Source organism: Pseudoalteromonas sp. Z9A6, from assembly GCF_011378805.1.
GTDB lineage: Bacteria > Pseudomonadota > Gammaproteobacteria > Enterobacterales > Alteromonadaceae > Pseudoalteromonas > Pseudoalteromonas distincta.
The window spans coordinates 116,513-133,254 of the sequence record NZ_WTKZ01000002.1; the positions used below are offsets into that span (position 1 = coordinate 116,513).

Below are 16,742 nucleotides of genomic sequence, written 5' to 3' on the forward strand. Positions count from 1 at the left end.
AGGGCGGTTTTTATCGTCTCTAAAAGCATCCAATTGTTTGATTTTAAATAAGTTACTATTGTCATCTTATGGTTATTAAACTGTAACTACTTTGTCATAAGTCTCCCGTATTGTAACCGCAGCTAAACTCAAGTGACCTTAAAGCATTATTTAAGTGTTTTATGGTGACTTGAGTTTATTTGAGCACCTAAAAAATAATTAAATACTTTAACGGAGTGAACAATGAAATTATCTGACTTATTCAAAGTAAGTTTGATTGCAACTGCAGTATCTTTAGCTGGTTGTGGTGGAGACTTAGTAGTATCTGAAGGCGACACAACTATTAATGAAGGTGATACAGTAACTAACGTTATTGAAGGCGGTGACGATACAAGTGGTGAAACGTCATCACGTGATGATTCACAAAATGCTACCACTGGCTTTCCTACTGATATTGATAATGCACTAACTCAAGGTTTAGCAACTGATGTTTCTAGTGAGTTTACATCTATTACAGATAAGCCCGTTTATCGCTTAGCTGCAGATACTGTGTTCACTACTGATGTTTCGTTAACAAACGACGCACACTGGATCTTAAATGGCCGTACTGCGGTTGGTAATGATCGCGCAGATAATGCCAAGCTTTATATTCAGCAAGGTACAACGATTATTGGCGAAACAGGAGATGACTTCCTAGTTGTTCGTCGCGGTTCACAAATTGAATCGGTAGGGACTGTAAGTCAGCCCATTACAATGACCTCAATTCAAGATGTTACAGCTCAAGAAACAACGATTGGTCAGTGGGGCGGTTTAGTATTATTAGGTAACGCGCCAGCAAACTCTTGCGGCGACCAAGAAGGTGAAGCAACAGCTGATGAACTTGCTAATTGTGGTGTGTCGGCTGAAGGTGATGCAGGTCAGTTTGGTGGCGATATCAGTGATGATAATTCAGGTACTTTAAAGTATGTACTTGTTAAGCAAGCCGGTAAAACGTTAGGTAATGGTGATGAGTTAAATGGTATTACGTTTGCCGGTGTTGGCTCTGCAACTACGGTTGATTATATTCAAGTACATGAAAATCTTGATGATGGTATTGAGTTCTTTGGTGGCACAGTTAATGTAAGCAATGTTGTACTTACAAATATTGGTGACGATTCGCTAGATTGGTCTTTTGGTTGGACGGGTTCGGCTACTAATGTTTACATTCAACAAGCGGCTAACGTAGGCGATAACGCTATCGAAGCTGATAACTCTGAGTTTGATTCAAGTGCAACACCATTAACTTTACCTACTATTTCAAACGTTACAATTGTGGGTGCTGAGGGCAATAACGGCATTCGTTTACGTGCGGGTACTGCTGGGGTTCTTAAAAATGTATTTGTAACGGGCCCAGCTACTTATGAAAACTGTTTACGTGTAGGTTCAGATTCAGTACCTCGTGCTGAGGATGGCACACTTACGATTACAAACTCTATTGTTGCTTGTCAAACTGCAGCGAATAACTTTGGCAGCGAAGTTATTAACGGTGGCGATGTACAATCTTGGTTTGAAGGCCAAGACGCTAACCAAACGCTTACCCCAGCTGATTTAATGCTAGATGACAACGGTTATACACCACTTGCTGGCTCGCCACTTATTGCAAATACTCAAATTGGTGCATTTGATGGCTCAACTAATTGGATGGAAGGTTGGACTGTTGGTATCAATGGTGGCTTCCCTACTGATATTGATAATGCGCTATCACAAGGTTTAGCCTCAGATGTATCTAGCGAATTTCCAGAAATTACAGATAAGCCAGTATATCGCTTAGCTGAAGATACAACGTTTACAGCGGATGTAACACTTACAAATGACGCACATTGGATTTTAAATGGCCGTACCGCAGTAGGTAATGACCGTGCAGACGCTACAACACTTTATGTTCAAGCAGGCACGACATTAATTGGTGAATCAGGTGATGACTTTTTAGTTGTTCGTCGTGGTTCGCAAATTAACGCAAATGGTAATGCAACTGCACCTATTACAATGACATCTATTGAAGATGTAACAGGCGCTGAAACAACAATTGGTCAATGGGGCGGTTTAGTACTTTTAGGTAATGCTCCTGCTAACTCGTGTGGCGATCAAACTGGCGAAACGACTGCTGAAGAACTTGCTAACTGTGGTGTATCAGCTGAAGGTGACGCTGGTCAGTTTGGTGGCGATATTAGCGATGATAACTCAGGTGTACTTCGTTATATTGTCGTTAAGCACGCAGGTAAAACTCTCGGTAACGGTGATGAGCTTAATGGTATTTCGTTTGCGGGTGTAGGCTCTGCAACAAAAGTAGAATATATCCAAGTTCATCAAAACCTTGATGATGGCGTTGAGTTTTTTGGTGGTACTGTAAATGTTCGTAACATAGTACTTACTGACATTGGTGATGATGCATTTGATTGGTCGTTTGGTTGGACAGGTCGTGCGCAAAATATTTATATTCAACAAAGTGCTGTTGGTGGTGATAACGCTATTGAAGCGGATAACTCAGAATTTGATTCAAATGCTACACCTTTAACAAAGCCACTAATTTCTAACGTAACAATTGTAGGTGCTGATGGTACTAACGGTGTTCGTTTACGTGCAGGTACAGCGGGCGTTCTACGTAATGTAGTAATTACAGGACCTGAAGGTTACTCAAACTGTTTACGTGTGGGTTCTGACTCTGTAGCAAATGCAGAATCTGGTGAGCTTTCTATTGAAAACTCAGTAGTGGCATGTAGTGAAGATAATAACTTTGGCAGTGAAGCAATTGGTGGTGGTAATGTTCAATCTTGGTTTGAAGGCCAAACAGGCAACCAAACGCTGACAGCTGCTGGCCTTAGTTTAGCAACCGATGGCTTTACACCTAAATCTAGCTCACCATTATTAGGTTCGGGTGTTGATTCGTCAGACCTTGATTCGTTCTTTACTAAAACAGATTATATTGGTGCGTTTGATGGCGATAATAACTGGATGGATGGTTGGACAGTTGCTATAACACCAAGTTTTCCGGATGATATTCAAAATGCCTTAGAGCAGGGTTTTGCTACTGATGTATCAGCGAGCTTTCCTGAAATCACAGACAAGCCAGTTTATCAGTTAACTTCTGATGTTGTATTCACTTCAGACGTAACATTAACTAACGATGCCCATTGGATTCTCAAAGGCCGTACAGCCGTAGGTAATGACCGCGTTGATGAAACGACTTTATATGTTCAATTTGGTACTACGCTTATTGGCGAGTCGGGTGATGACTTTTTAGTTGTTCGTCGTGGTTCTAAAATAGAGGCTGTGGGCAGTGCAACTCAGCCAATTACTATGACGTCTATTGAAGATGTTACTGGTGGCGAAACGACTATTGGTCAATGGGGCGGTTTAGTGCTTTTAGGTAATGCACCGGCTAACTCGTGTGGCGATCAAGAAGGCGAAGCTAACGCTGATGAGCTTGCGAACTGTGGTGTGTCTGCTGAAGGTGATGCTGGCCAATTTGGTGGTAATGACCCAGAAGATAACTCAGGTACTTTAAAATACGTGGCAGTTAAACAAGCAGGTAAAACGCTAGGTAACGGAGATGAGTTAAACGGCATTACGCTTGCGGGTGTTGGTAGTCAAACAGAGCTTGATTACATTCACGTTCATGAAAATCTGGACGATGGTGTTGAATTTTTCGGTGGTACTGCAAACATCAGTCACCTGGTTTTAACTAATATTGGTGATGACTCACTAGATTGGTCATTTGGTTGGACGGGTAAAGCGCAATACGTACTTATCAAGCAAGCTGACTCAACAGGTGATAATGCAATTGAGGCGGATAACTCTGAGTTTGATTCAAGTGCAACTCCACTCACAATGCCTACAATTTCTAATGTTACTATTATTGGTAATGTTGGGGTTAACGGTATACGTCTACGTGCAGGCACTGCGGGTATGCTTAAAAACGTGGTTGTGACAGGTGGGGCAGATTATTCAAATTGTTTACGTGTAGGTTCAGATTCAGCTCCTCGCGCAGAGGATGGTACATTAACTGTTACTCACTCAGTTGTTGCATGTGAAACGGCAAATAACTTTGGTACGCAAGCAATTGGTACTGGTAATGTTGAGTCTTGGTTCTTAGGCCAAACAGGTAACTCTGTGCAAGCAGCCACAGACCTTGGTTTAGCAGATAACGGTTATATGCCTTCGGCTGAGTCATTACTGTTAGGTAATGGTTTTGATTCTTCAAGCCTAGATAGTTACTTTGATTCAGTAGATTATATTGGTGCAATGGATGCACAAACAGACTGGACAGCAGGTTGGGTTAAGGTAGGTCTTTAATCCAAACCACATTATAGCCGAGCGAAAGCTCGGCTAATGTCTTGTTTTGTTTCGGAGTATAAAAATGAAATCTTTTAAACCCTCTTCTCTTGTTCTATGTAAACTAAATTGCGCAGTTATGGCTGCAATTATGGGGCTATCAGTAAACACAGCTATAGCAGCCGAAGCCGAAGAGCAAGAAATAGAAGAAGTAGTTGCTGTTGGCCAGCGACTAAAAGGCAGTGCGGGTGCGGTACTGCAAGAGCGTCAAAATCAGGCATTTGTTGCTGATATTATGGGTGCTGATCAAATATCACGCACAGGTGATGGCGATGCAGCTTCAGCGCTTCGTCGTGTGACTGGTTTAACCTTAGTCGATGGTAAATATATTTATGTTCGTGGTTTGGGTGAGCGTTATTCAAGTACCCAACTTAATAGCATGTATGTTCCAAGCCCAGATCCCACTCGATCAGTTGTTCCACTGGATTTATTTCCATCGGATATTATTGAAAGTTTAAGTGTGCAGAAATCGTTTTCTCCTGATATGCCAGCGCACTTTGGTGGTGGTAATGTAAATATACGCACCAAATCTATTCCTTCTGATTTTTTGTTTAAAATACAGTTAGGTACTTCATATAACACCTCTAACAGTGACACCGGTTATTTTTACAGTGGTGGTGATGATGATTGGATGGGGCGCGATGATGGTACACGTGCTTTACCTTCATTAATTTCTACAGCGCTTAAAAGTGATGCAGGACTTGAAGGTGACAGCAGTACTACGCTTGAGCAGCGTCAAGCGCTCCTACAATCTCTAGATTGGCAAGTTGGACCTACTGAGAAAGACGTTGATCCAGGCATGAATTTTTCAGTAGCACTAGGTGATAGGTTTGAGTCTGAAGTAGGTACTTTTGGCGTTCTAGCCGCTGTTTCCTATGACAATGAATGGGAAGTAGTTAAAGAGCAAAGCGGTACAAATTTAGGTAGTTTGGGCTGCGAAGACAAATGTTTTGCACAAACTTATGATGGCATATCTACTGAACAAACCGTTCGTTGGAGTGGCACATTAAATTTAGGTTATGAATTTAATAATAACCATAAATTTGAACTAACGAATATAGCTCTTCATGATATGAGTGACAGAGTGCGTAATCGTGACTTTTTCGATGCTAACGAGTCAGAAGAAGGTGTTACTGAGTTACGCCGTGTTGACGTTATGTATGAAGAGCGTGAAATGTTCTCTACGCAGCTCAAAGGGACGCATAACTTTCCTGAATTAGAAAATTTATTTTTTGATTGGTATGCCGGTACAAGCCGCGCCAACAGAGATGCTCCTGGCGCATTGGATGTTGTTTTTCAAACTAACTTAAATGATGGTGTATTTGAATCAGAGCAGTTACAAGATGTTGCTGCAACAAACGTAACGCGTGATTATCAAACTTTGCATGATGACGTAGATACATATGGTTGGAATATGGGCATCCCGTTTTATGGTGATGGCTATGAGTTAGAGCTTAAGGTGGGTGGCGATTTTTCTGAAAAAAAACGTGATGCAAGTAATATTCAATTTGGTATTACGCACCGTGGTATAACAGATGAATATACATTTGGCTCAAACATAGACCAAATTTTTTCTGACGAAAATTTAGCTAATAGTGAGTTTTATACAAGTATTACAGGCTCTGGTATTTTTGATGATGGTACCGCAGATGGTGATAAGTACAGCGCTGCACATAAGTTAGACGCTTATTATTTTATGGCCGACTTTTTCTACGAAAACACATGGCGTATAACCGGTGGTATTCGTTGGGAAGACTTTTCTCAAATATCAGTGCCTTTTCAGGCTCATACTAATTTCTTTGATGGAACAATTGAAGAAGTGAGCGAAGTTGCAATAAAAGAAGATAACTTTTTTCCTTCTTTAGCAATTACTTATATTATGGATGAAGAAATGCAGTTTCGCTTAAACTTAAGTGAAACGACGATTCGCCCAGATATGCGTGATGTAAGCTCAACTTATTATGTTGACCCACTAACAGAGTTTTTAGTGCGAGGCTCGCCTACACTTCAAAGCTCTAAGCTAAAAAATGCTGACTTTAGGTTTGAGTGGTACATGCCTTCAGGAAACAATCTATCAGTTGCTTTGTTTTATAAAGATATTGAAAACCCAATTGAAATGGTTGAGTTAGCGGGTGTTGGTGGAGCTGCTCCGCAATTACTAACAGCAAATGCGCAGTCGGGTGAACTAACAGGTATTGAGGTAGACTTTTTAACTGACTTTAGTTTTATTCATAATGATTTATCTGCCATATTTTTATCAGGTAACGTTACTCTATCGGATTCAAGTGTTGAGCTTGGCATAAACGATGCTGATGGGGTTGATTCATTATTTGAACAACAACTAAAAGAGGCGTTGGAAGCTGACTCTGTTTCTAACATTGTTACTAATAATAAACGTCGTTTAGTTGGTCATTCTGAATGGGTAGCAAACTTACAAATGGGTTATGACTCTGCTGATGGTTTTCATTCTACCTCAGTTGTTTATAACGTGTTTGGGCCGCGCATAATCGTACCAGGTACGCGTGGTAACGAAGACGCAGAAGAAAAGTCATTTCATTCTCTTGATTTAGTTTATTCTTACTTCCCTAACTTTAATACTAAAGTTAATTTTAAAGTTAAAAATATACTTGGCCAAGAAAAAGAAATTGAACAAGAAAACTTAACACTTTGGCGTCAAGAAGAAGGCACTGAGTTTAGTTTAAGCTTTAGCTACGAGTTTTAATTTTCTACCCAAGGAAGGGGGATATAATAAAACCTAATTACCTATTAGCCCTGTATTTAATACAGGGCTTTTTTATGACTATGAAAAATATTTAAGTTCTACTTTATTCACTAGTTTTAGCGCGCTGGTGGTGTTATTTTGACGTTAATGAAAATTAAATCTCACGCAATGAATTTAATTTTTAATGTATTAAGGCATCTTTTATGAATCAAACAGTGGAACAAACAATGAAAAAAGTAGGATTAGTCGGTTGGCGTGGCATGGTTGGCTCTGTGTTATTAGAACGTATGCAGCAGCAAAGTGATTTTGCCCATATCGACACCACCTTTTTCACCACCTCACAAGCGGGTCAACTAGGCCCTGATATAGCAGGCGACGCAAAACCATTGCTAGATGCAAGTGACATTAGCGAACTTGCTAAAATGGATATTATTGTTACTTGCCAAGGCGGTGACTACACCAATGCGGTATATCCAAAATTACGCGAGTCGGGTTGGGATGGTTACTGGATTGATGCAGCTTCAGCACTGCGTATGAGTGAGGACAGCATAATAGTGCTAGATCCCGTAAACAAAGATGTTATTGAACAAGGCTTAGAGCAAGGCATTAAAACGTTTGTTGGCGGTAACTGTACAGTATCGCTAATGCTACTTGCATTAGGCGGTTTATTTGAGCAAGACCTAATTGAATGGGTAAGCCCAATGACTTACCAAGCAGCCTCTGGTGCTGGTGCACGAAATATGAAAGAGCTTATTGCACAAATGGGCGCTATTCATGCAAGTGTTGCCGAGCAATTAGATAACCCAAGCTCTGCTATTTTAGAAATTGATAAAATAGTCAGTGAAACAATGGCGTCAAATGACTTACCACAAGACCAATTTGGTGTGCCATTAGCGGGCAGTTTAATCCCGTGGATTGACGTACCTATGCCAAGCGGTCAGTCTAAAGAAGAGTGGAAAGCGCAAGTAGAAGCCAACAAAATTTTAGGCTCTTCTAAGCAACCAGTGCCAATTGATGGTTTATGTGTTCGTATTGGTGCTATGCGTTGTCATTCGCAAGCGATGACCATTAAATTACGTGAAGATATTAGCGTAGAAAAAATTGAAGAAATTTTAGCGTCTCATAATGAGTGGGTTAAGGTAATTCCAAACGAGCGTGAAATTAGTGCCACAGATTTAACACCGGTTAAAGTAACGGGCACTTTAAGCATTCCTGTTGGGCGTATTCGTAAATTAGCGATGGGACCAAAATACATTAGCGCATTTACAGTAGGCGATCAGCTTTTATGGGGCGCGGCAGAGCCACTTCGTCGTATGCTACGCATAATTGTTGATGGTGAGTAATACTAATTCGCAATACTTAATCAATTTGAGGGGTTAAATCTGACGTTAACTACGTTAAATATTTCTGATATAGAACAACTAAATAAAGAAATTTTTTCCATGTTATCGACACGATTTTCTTCCCTCAAAATAGATCACTTAATTAAGCGAATTGGTATAATATATAATCAGTTTTAACAAAAGGGGTTGGCAATTTGCCAGCCCTTTTTAGTTTAATGGCTTATAAAACCGCTTAAGAGGCTAAAACAATACTTTTTTATCTCACACAAATAACTTTGCCAATAAGCGATTAGCATTTGTTAGCTCCTATTTTAGTTCTGCAATTGCTATAAACACGGTTGTTTCTTGTTTTCTTATTTTTAGCAGTATTAACCACAGCGCCTCGCAAGAAAAGCTTTACTGGCTTTTTACGTTATCATTTATTTCATTACTTCGAATAGCAAGCCATGTATTTGTTAACAACACCCATGCTTTTAAATATCATCTGTATTTTATAGGTTTATTATTAACGGCTTTAACATGGGCTGCTTTTCCTATTTTGTTTTATGAAAACATGCAAATGCAGGAAAAATTTGTATCACTGGTTGTTTTTAGCTCCCTTGCTGGTGGCGGTGTAAACGTTTTAGTTTCTGATATTCGTTCCTCCTTGTCGTATATAACCTGCTTATTGGTTCCTTTTAGTATTTTATTACTTTTACAGCCTATTGAAGATGAGAATGTACTAGGTGTTTTAGGGCTCGTTTTATGGTTTATTTTGTGTTTTATAACGGCTTCACGCAGTGCAAAAGATGTAAAGTCATCAATTAATAATGAACTTAAGTTAGATCAATTTATTGAAAACTTAGAAAACGAAGTACAACTTCGTACCGAACAAATAATTTCTTTAGAGCAAAAAGACAACTTAACTAAATTGTTTAACAGGGGGAGCTTTGTTTCTAATGTTGAACTTGATTTAGCCAATCATCAACGATAAATACGGTCACGATTTTGGTGATTTTGTGCTGGCCCAAACAGGTAAACGATTAGTTGAAGCACAAACCCAAGGCGACTTTATTGCTTGTCGATGGGGAGGTGATGAGTTTATTTTTTATTCTCGCACTAACACCGAAGATGAACTTTTTGACTGTGTTTTTAGATTAGTTAAAACCTTAACGAAAACAGTAAGCATGGATAGCTATCAAGTAAACCCCTCTTTTAAGGTTGGGCTGTATTTTACGCGCGAAAATTTTAATCTTGCAGAGGCGATTAAATACGCTGATGTAGCTATGTATGAAGGTAAGAAAAGCCGTAATGAAATATCAGTATTTGACGAGCGAATGCATGAATCGCTTAAAAGAGAAGAAGTACTTCGCAGCTCAATTAAAGAGTGCGTAGAAAAAGGTGACTTTCATCTGTGCTATCAACCTATTGTTGATATAAGCACAAATGAAATAACTACGTTTGAAGTACTACTTCGTTGGCAGTTTAATGATGAATTTATTCCCCCTTCAGAATTTATAGATATTGCAGAGCGATATGGAAAAATTAATATACTCGGCGAATTTGTACTAGAGCAAGCTATTGCGAGCTTAAGTAAGCTAAATACCGTAAATAGTAATATTGGATTGTCGATTAATGTGTCGGTGCTGCAACTAGAAAATCATAACTTTTTAGATTTTTTAGTTGCGCTTTTAAATAGATACGCAGTTAAACCATACAATGTGCATTTAGAAATAACAGAAACAGTCATGATTAAAAATTTACCGTATTTGTCAAAAGTGATTACGGCCATAAAAAATACCGGTGTGCGTATTTCTATTGATGACTTTGGTACTGGGTTTTCTTCTATATCGGTTTTAAAAGAGCTATCAGTTGATTACATTAAAATAGATAAATCTTATATTGATAATATTTGTGAGTGCTCAAAAGACAAAAGTATTGTATCTGCGGTAACTAACATGTCGCATATGATTGGTTGCCAAGTAATAGCGGAGGGCGTAGAAAACTCCGCTCAGTTAACGTTATTACAAAGCTTAGAAATTGATAAATACCAAGGTTTTATATTCAGTAAACCAGTTAGATTTGATCAAGCACTATCCTTGATATATTAAAGGTACTCGCTGTTTTTATTTAGTTAAGTATTGCTGCATAAACCCAATTTTTTGTAGCAATTTTAAATTGGTATAACCTTTGCTGTTAATACTTAAATTAGCCACTTTAACTTCACTTAGGCTATTAACGATGTATTTTAAATACGATTTACGTAGTGTTGTTACAATTTTGCGTAATTCTTACATGTTTAAAATGCTCATTCGAAAGTATTAGGTAAAGGAAATTACAATGAGCTCGGTTTCTAATGTATTTCATAGCAAATGGTTTAACTCATTTGCGGTTATTTTATTAGTCCTTATTATTGCCAGAATAGCTGCACCTTATGCGCTTCAGCAGTACGTAAATTATCAGCTAAAACATACGGAAGGTGTTACGGGGCATGTTGGTGATGTAGATTTGTTTTTATATCGCGGTGCCTACGCGATTGACGACGTTGAAATTTACGCTGTTGATGCAACTTCAGCTCCTAAGCCTTTACTGAGTATTCAAACTCTCGATTTTTCACTTGCGTGGTCAGCCCTTTTAAAAGGGAATTTAGTCACAAACATGGCTTTTACGCGTCCTGAGATAGTTATTTACGATAAAGACCCCAATGCTTCTGAGCAAAATCAACAAGTAAAAGATGAAACCACTTGGGTGGGACTGGCGAATGATTTAGTACTGTTTTCTATTGATACCTTAATAATTGAGCAAGGCAAGTTAACCTTAGTTAACTCAACCAATAACGGTGAAAAACCCACTTTTATATCAAATATTAATGCCAGAATTGAAAATATAACGAATGCGCAAAACCTATCAAAAACACTTGTGACTACTTTAAACGTAGAGGGGGCGTTAATGGGAGAGGCCGCATTAAAACTTGATGGCAAACTAGACCCTTTTAGCAAACGCGCTAATTTTGATTTTAACGCAGAGGTACAGCGCTTCTCAGTTAAAAATCTCGACACTGTGTTTAAAGTGTATACTCCGTTTGATATTGAAGCGGGGGGCATTGATGGTGCAATGGAGCTTGTGGCTAAAGATAATAACTTAAATGGTTATGTAAAAGCGGGTGTTCAAAACCTGAGTGTATTTTCTTGGCGAGAAGATATAGAAAAAGATGATGACGGTATCTTTACTGCCATATTTGAAGGCAGTGTAGATCTACTGGGCTCTATACTCGAAAACGATGAGTCTAAACTCGTTGCTGCACGCATTCCTATAGAGGGGCAATTAGATAATACGGATGTGTCGACTTTTCAAGCCGTTATTTCTGTACTAAAAAACGCATTTTTTGATGCGTTTAAGATGAAAGTAGATAACATCATTTCGTTTGAAGATACGGGTGACAAACCTGATAACGAGGAAAATTAAAGCACTTTGGTAATGTATGTTTGCGTTGAATGCCTAAACTGCACCCACTTTTTAAACTTTAAGTGGGTGCTTTAGTACTCTTATCAGATTAGTTTTTTCGGTTACTCAATAGCGCTTTAAGCTCTGCAATTTGAACTTGTAGCTCATTTACCTGACCTTGTGTTGCAGGTAGAGAATCGTTATCCGCAAGCTCTTCTCGGGCATTTCGGTGCTCCTCACTCATTACCTCAAGTATTGCACCTACCATCATGTTTAAAAATACAAATGCGGTTAAAAATATAAACGTAAGGTAATAAATCCAGCTTAATTCGTATACCGCCATTGTTTCGTACATGATGTCGGTCCAATCTTCAAACGTTGCGACCCTAAACAAAGTAAGCATTGAGATTGAGACGTCTTGCCAAAGTACGGGGTTTATTTCAGCAAACATCATGCTGCCCATAGCGGCGTATATATAAAAAATAACAAACATTAATAGAGCTATATAACCCATTTGCGGAATTGCTTTAAGCAATGAGTTAACTAATAAGCGTAGCTCTGGGATCATCGAAACCAATCGTAACACTCTAAATATGCGCAACAGCCTAGCAATTAACATTGTAGAGCCAGCAGCAGGGTATAAACTGCCCAATACTATGATAGTGTCAAATATATTCCATCCCTTAGAAAAGAAGTCTTTAATGCCTTTACTTGCAACAAAGCGGATTATTAGTTCAATTAAAAAAGAATGCAGTAATGCCAACGTCCATCCAATTTAGAGCAAGCTCTACGGTAGGATGTAGTGAGTAAGTGTGTGCACCTACTGTAAGGGCAGAAACAATAATTACAGCTATAACAAATGATTGAAATATCTTGCTTTTGTCTATACGCTGAAACAACTTTTGTAACTGCGACATCATAGTAATAGATCCTTTGGATATTAAGATTTTATGGCGCTAATATACAATAGTATCGTAATAATTTAACGCTTTTTCGATATAGAAAGTGTAAGGAAATTTAATGTTTATCAATAAACTAAAAAGCAGCGCATTACTTATTATTGGATCATGTGTTTTGGCTGGCTGCAGCTCTGATGCACGTTTTCATGAATTACAATCGGCGCGCCTTGATGAGTGTAACTATAAAGCTGACAAAGAATATTACGAATGCCTAGATAAACAAGACTCTAACTACGAAGAGTTTAAAAAACAGCAACAAGCCCAGACTAAATAAGTAACCTTTATATTTATGACTAAAACTCAAAAACAGCGCGATAAGCAAATTCGCTTAGCGCTTACTAATGCATGCGAAGCAATTAAAGAAATGGTAATTGGTTTTGATTATCTAACGCATACAGTTGATTTAAATAACGAAGTAAACACGTTAAAAGTACAATGTTACTTTATTGATGAGGTAGCCCGTGAAGATGCAAAACCGCAACTTGATGAGTTAACGCAGATTATACTTAGCCAGCTAGCAGCTATTAAGTTGAACGCAAAACCAGCACACATCTCATTTTTAGCCAATTAACAGCGGTTTAGTTGGTATGACATCACATGGACGTTATAATTAGATAAATTATTTTTAGGGTTTAAATTATGGCTGTTCCTTCGCGTTCGCAAATTTCACCAGGTACCACAGTAAATATTGTATTAAAAGAAGATCAACGCAGCGGCACATTAACAGAAGGTGTTGTTGAGCGCCTTTTAACAAAATCACCAAATCACCCACACGGTATTAAAGTACGTTTAGAAGATGGTCAAGTTGGCCGAGTAAAAGAGATTTTATAATGGCAACGTTAACAGAGCAGGCTTTTTGGGATTTAGTAACAACGCCTGATTTAGGGCTCGATCCGCAAAGTGTGAGCGATAACCTAAAAACTAAACTTAATGATTTAAGCGATCAGCACCTTATTGATTTTGATAAACACTTTGGCATACATATGCGTAAATGTTTTACCTGGGATTTGTTTGGTGCCGCTTTTGTGATGGCTGGATGTAACGACGATTACGGTTTTAGCGAGTTTAGATGTTGGTTAATTTCGCGCGGTAAAACAGTATTCGAAAACGCTTTAGAAAATGCTGATTCGTTAGCGCAGTGTACACCTGTTTATTACTTAAACGAGCAGCCTTACCCGTATATTGATGAGTATGATTTAATAGCCGGTTTATTATTTGAAGAACGCAGCGAAGACGAATTACCGTTTATTCCATCAGGCAGTGATGAACCTAAAGGTAAACGTTTTAAAGACAAACCTAAGTTCTTAAAGCAAAGCTACCCTTTATTATTTGCAAAGTACTGGCAATAAAACAAACAGTAATTTGAGCGCTATTCAAACAATTTTATGAGTTCAATTTCCCTTCAAGTAAGCGCATTGATATAAATCGTTTTGCTGTTTAAGCACGTATTAACTAAAGTACTTAACAGCAAAATGGTTTGTAATGCAGTATCTAGGATGAATCTTTGTGGATTTAAATGTGTTCAATTTAAGGGATTTATTTGCGGCACGAGGTTTGTAACCTAATGGGCTCGGTAATTGCTCTTGCTTTATCTTACTGGCTTACACACATGTAAGAATCAGTATAGTCGAGCAAAGCTCCCTTAGCTGCTCGTGTCTTAGTTCCTGAATACGACTTCTCTCCTTTTATAGTAAATCTCTGTTATAGTTGTTAAAAGTTATAAAAGCTAAGTGATTAGGCATTTTGCTATTATTTAACACGCTGACTCACGAGGATACACCCACGAAATGAAATATTTAACACTCGCTTTATTAACTGTCGCTTTTACAAGTGCAAATGCTTTTTCTGAGCCGAGTAATAAAACACGATTTATACCGCTTTTAAAGTCAAAATTGGGGGCCTACGAAGTTGTGTCGAGCAACTCAGGGTTATGCGTTAACAGCAATTTGAGTTTGACAGATGAAAGTGATTTAAGTGCTGGTTTTAAACTTGGTGAGCAAATTGTATTTGGATCGCTCCACAATGGTACCCGAACCATTAAAAAACCAAACTTTTGCTTTATAACCAGCACGCTTAAATATAAAAGTGATGGCCTTGAAAACGGCTTAAGAATGAGCCGTTGTGAAAGCCCTGCAAACGAAAAAACAATCAGTCAAAGTATCAAATTTTTAGCTGATAACACACTCAAATATACATTGAGCGAACCCAATGTAGAGTGCACATTTAAAAAAGCAGATGAGAGTAAATAAAGCATCTAGTAAGTAGTAAGTAGCAAATCATTCGCAGTATATTTTAGGGATATCGCGCCAACGCGTAGTGTACTGCGGCGACAAAAAATCACGGTTCATGTGCCACCGGTCATTTAATTTACTACTTGCAAGGCTTAGCATTCCTTTTCCGTATCGATTGTTAATTGTGTCTAAGCATTGCATAAGTTTTGGATTATCAGGGCTTTTATTAAATAAGTCATTTTGCTGAAACTGTTCTGATATTAGCTCTACCGCACCCACACCACACTTATAAAACCGTATACCGGGTTGGTAAATCTTATTAAATACCTCAGATACAGCATTAGCCATCACGCAGGTGTCGTTAGTGGGTGAGGGGAACTTATACACAAAAGACTTTTTATAATATCTATTTTTGTGCGCGCCACTGGCTGCAAAAATATAAAGCTGGTGAGTGAGCGAGTGTTGCGCTCTTAATTTATTAGCCACTGTGGTTACATGGTTAATTAGCGCTGTTTTAAGTGCTGTTGGCTCACATATGCGCTCTCCAAAACTACGGGTCGAATAAATCTCCCGCTTATTTTGTCGTACATCATCCCAGTTTAAACATGTTATCCCGTTAAGCTCGCTTACTGTGCGTTCAACAACCACACTAAATGCACGGCGCATTGCTCTAGGGTTTTGCTGAGCAAGATCCCAGGCGGTGTGTATATTCATTATTTTAAGTTTTTTAGCTAGCCGCCGGCCTATTCCCCACACATCTTCGCAGCTCATTCTTTGTAAAATAGCTTGGCGAGTTTGTTCGCTATTTATTACTGCAACACCATTAAAACCACTGAGCTTTTTAGCGGCATGGTTAGCGGCTTTTGCTAAAGTAGGGGTCGGGCCAAAACCAACACCTACAGGAAGCTTTGTTTCGCGCCATACTGTGCGCCTTATTGTATGACCGTATTCATGCCAGTCTTTAATTAATGATGTGTAGCCATCAAAGTGCAAAAACGATTCATCAATACTGTATATGTGCTGTGTATCGCAAAAGCGGCCAATAATATTCATCATTTTGTCGCTTAAATCAGCATAAAGCTCGTAATTACTAGAGCGAATAACAACGTTGTTTTGCTCAAGTAAATGCTTAACTTTAAAGTACGGGCCAAATTTAGGAATATTTAAGCGCCGAGCAATAGGGCAAATAGCGCATACACAGCCATCGTTATTGGTAAGTACAACCACGGGTTTTGATCGAATAGCAGGGTCAAATACTTTTTCGGCACTGGCATAAAACGACACAGCATCAACTAAGGCATACATTTTAGTAACTCTGGGCTTTGCCTGTGCATTCTTATTGATAGCGTTACTACGCCTTCGAGCTGAAACTCGTCTGCAGAGGTGAGTTGTACAGGCTTATGTAAAGAAGACGCTGAAAGCAGCCGCGCATTGGTTTTATCAAGCAGTTTGCATACAAAAAGACCATTTAAGTTAGCAACAATAACGTCACCATTTTCTGCAGGCTCTGCACGGTCGATAACTAATAAGTCCCCTTCAAAAATTCCGACTTCTTGCATAGAGTTACCCGATGCTAGGCCAATAAAGGTAGCATTTGGGTGCTTTATTAAAAGCTCATCAAGGGTTACACCTAGCTCGGTGTACTGCGCTGCGGGCGATTCAAAACCACACACGCCTGCTTCTATATAAATGGGAATGACAAACATAACACAAC

13 protein-coding genes and 1 pseudogene are annotated in these 16,742 nt (G+C 38.8%); 11 read left to right on the forward strand and 3 right to left on the reverse strand.

Features of this window, described 5'->3' with window-relative positions:
• Positions 1 to 222 precede the first annotated feature (222 nt).
• From GQR53_RS01305 to GQR53_RS01325, 6 genes are all read left to right on the forward strand, one after another.
• A complete protein-coding gene (locus GQR53_RS01305) occupies positions 223 to 4,311 on the forward strand; it encodes a hypothetical protein (protein ID WP_165742657.1) in 4,089 nt (1,362 codons plus the stop codon).
• A gap of 64 nt (positions 4,312 to 4,375) precedes the next feature.
• On the forward strand, positions 4,376 to 7,072 hold the full coding sequence (locus tag GQR53_RS01310; RefSeq protein ID WP_138490090.1) for a TonB-dependent receptor: 2,697 nt from the start codon (positions 4,376 to 4,378) through the stop codon (positions 7,070 to 7,072).
• Positions 7,073 to 7,275: 203 nt separating this feature from the next.
• Positions 7,276 to 8,415: an aspartate-semialdehyde dehydrogenase gene (asd, locus tag GQR53_RS01315; RefSeq protein WP_165742658.1), complete on the forward strand. Its 1,140-nt coding sequence runs from the start codon at positions 7,276 to 7,278 to the stop codon at positions 8,413 to 8,415.
• Between the two features lie 559 nt (positions 8,416 to 8,974).
• Positions 8,975 to 9,388, forward strand: a complete 414-nt coding sequence (locus GQR53_RS20715) for a hypothetical protein (RefSeq protein WP_231619921.1) — start codon at positions 8,975 to 8,977, stop codon at positions 9,386 to 9,388.
• 25 nt (positions 9,389 to 9,413) lie between these two features.
• Positions 9,414 to 10,505 (forward strand): GGDEF domain-containing phosphodiesterase, encoded by a 1,092-nt coding sequence (locus GQR53_RS01320; RefSeq protein ID WP_346774380.1) that lies wholly within the window; start codon positions 9,414 to 9,416, stop codon positions 10,503 to 10,505.
• 229 nt (positions 10,506 to 10,734) lie between these two features.
• Positions 10,735 to 11,859 carry a DUF748 domain-containing protein gene (locus GQR53_RS01325; protein ID WP_165742659.1) on the forward strand — a complete coding sequence of 375 codons (1,125 nt, stop codon included), beginning with the start codon at positions 10,735 to 10,737 and terminating at the stop codon, positions 11,857 to 11,859.
• Positions 11,860 to 11,947: 88 nt separating this feature from the next.
• Here the strand turns inward: GQR53_RS01325 and GQR53_RS01330 are convergent.
• A pseudogene (locus tag GQR53_RS01330) lies at positions 11,948 to 12,758 on the reverse strand (ion transporter).
• A gap of 100 nt (positions 12,759 to 12,858) precedes the next feature.
• On the opposite strand from GQR53_RS01330, the gene GQR53_RS01335 reads away from it, so the two are divergent.
• The 5 genes from GQR53_RS01335 (at position 12,859) to GQR53_RS01355 (ending at position 15,046) form a co-directional block, all read left to right on the forward strand.
• Positions 12,859 to 13,071: a hypothetical protein gene (locus GQR53_RS01335; protein WP_004334789.1), complete on the forward strand. Its 213-nt coding sequence runs from the start codon at positions 12,859 to 12,861 to the stop codon at positions 13,069 to 13,071.
• A 15-nt stretch (positions 13,072 to 13,086) separates the two neighbouring features.
• The gene (locus GQR53_RS01340) at positions 13,087 to 13,368 is read left to right on the forward strand and encodes a hypothetical protein (RefSeq protein ID WP_004334792.1); all 282 of its coding nucleotides are present in this window, start codon (positions 13,087 to 13,089) and stop codon (positions 13,366 to 13,368) included.
• Between the two features lie 68 nt (positions 13,369 to 13,436).
• Positions 13,437 to 13,628: a YwbE family protein gene (locus tag GQR53_RS01345; protein WP_004334795.1), complete on the forward strand. Its 192-nt coding sequence runs from the start codon at positions 13,437 to 13,439 to the stop codon at positions 13,626 to 13,628.
• Positions 13,628 to 14,146 (forward strand): DUF4240 domain-containing protein, encoded by a 519-nt coding sequence (locus GQR53_RS01350; RefSeq protein WP_004334799.1) that lies wholly within the window; start codon positions 13,628 to 13,630, stop codon positions 14,144 to 14,146. Before GQR53_RS01345 ends, GQR53_RS01350 begins: the two co-directional genes overlap by 1 nt.
• Positions 14,147 to 14,584: 438 nt before the next feature.
• The gene (locus tag GQR53_RS01355; protein ID WP_004334802.1) at positions 14,585 to 15,046 is read left to right on the forward strand and encodes a hypothetical protein; all 462 of its coding nucleotides are present in this window, start codon (positions 14,585 to 14,587) and stop codon (positions 15,044 to 15,046) included.
• 27 nt (positions 15,047 to 15,073) lie between these two features.
• Here the strand turns inward: GQR53_RS01355 and GQR53_RS01360 are convergent, their stop codons facing one another.
• Together GQR53_RS01360 and GQR53_RS01365 are read right to left on the reverse strand one after the other, a co-directional pair.
• Positions 15,074 to 16,333 carry a Y-family DNA polymerase gene (locus GQR53_RS01360; protein ID WP_165742660.1) on the reverse strand — a complete coding sequence of 420 codons (1,260 nt, stop codon included), beginning with the start codon at positions 16,331 to 16,333 and terminating at the stop codon, positions 15,074 to 15,076.
• Positions 16,321 to 16,734: a S24 family peptidase gene (locus tag GQR53_RS01365; protein ID WP_004334808.1), complete on the reverse strand. Its 414-nt coding sequence runs from the start codon at positions 16,732 to 16,734 to the stop codon at positions 16,321 to 16,323. Before GQR53_RS01365 ends, GQR53_RS01360 begins: the two co-directional genes overlap by 13 nt.
• Positions 16,735 to 16,742: the final 8 nt, after the last annotated feature.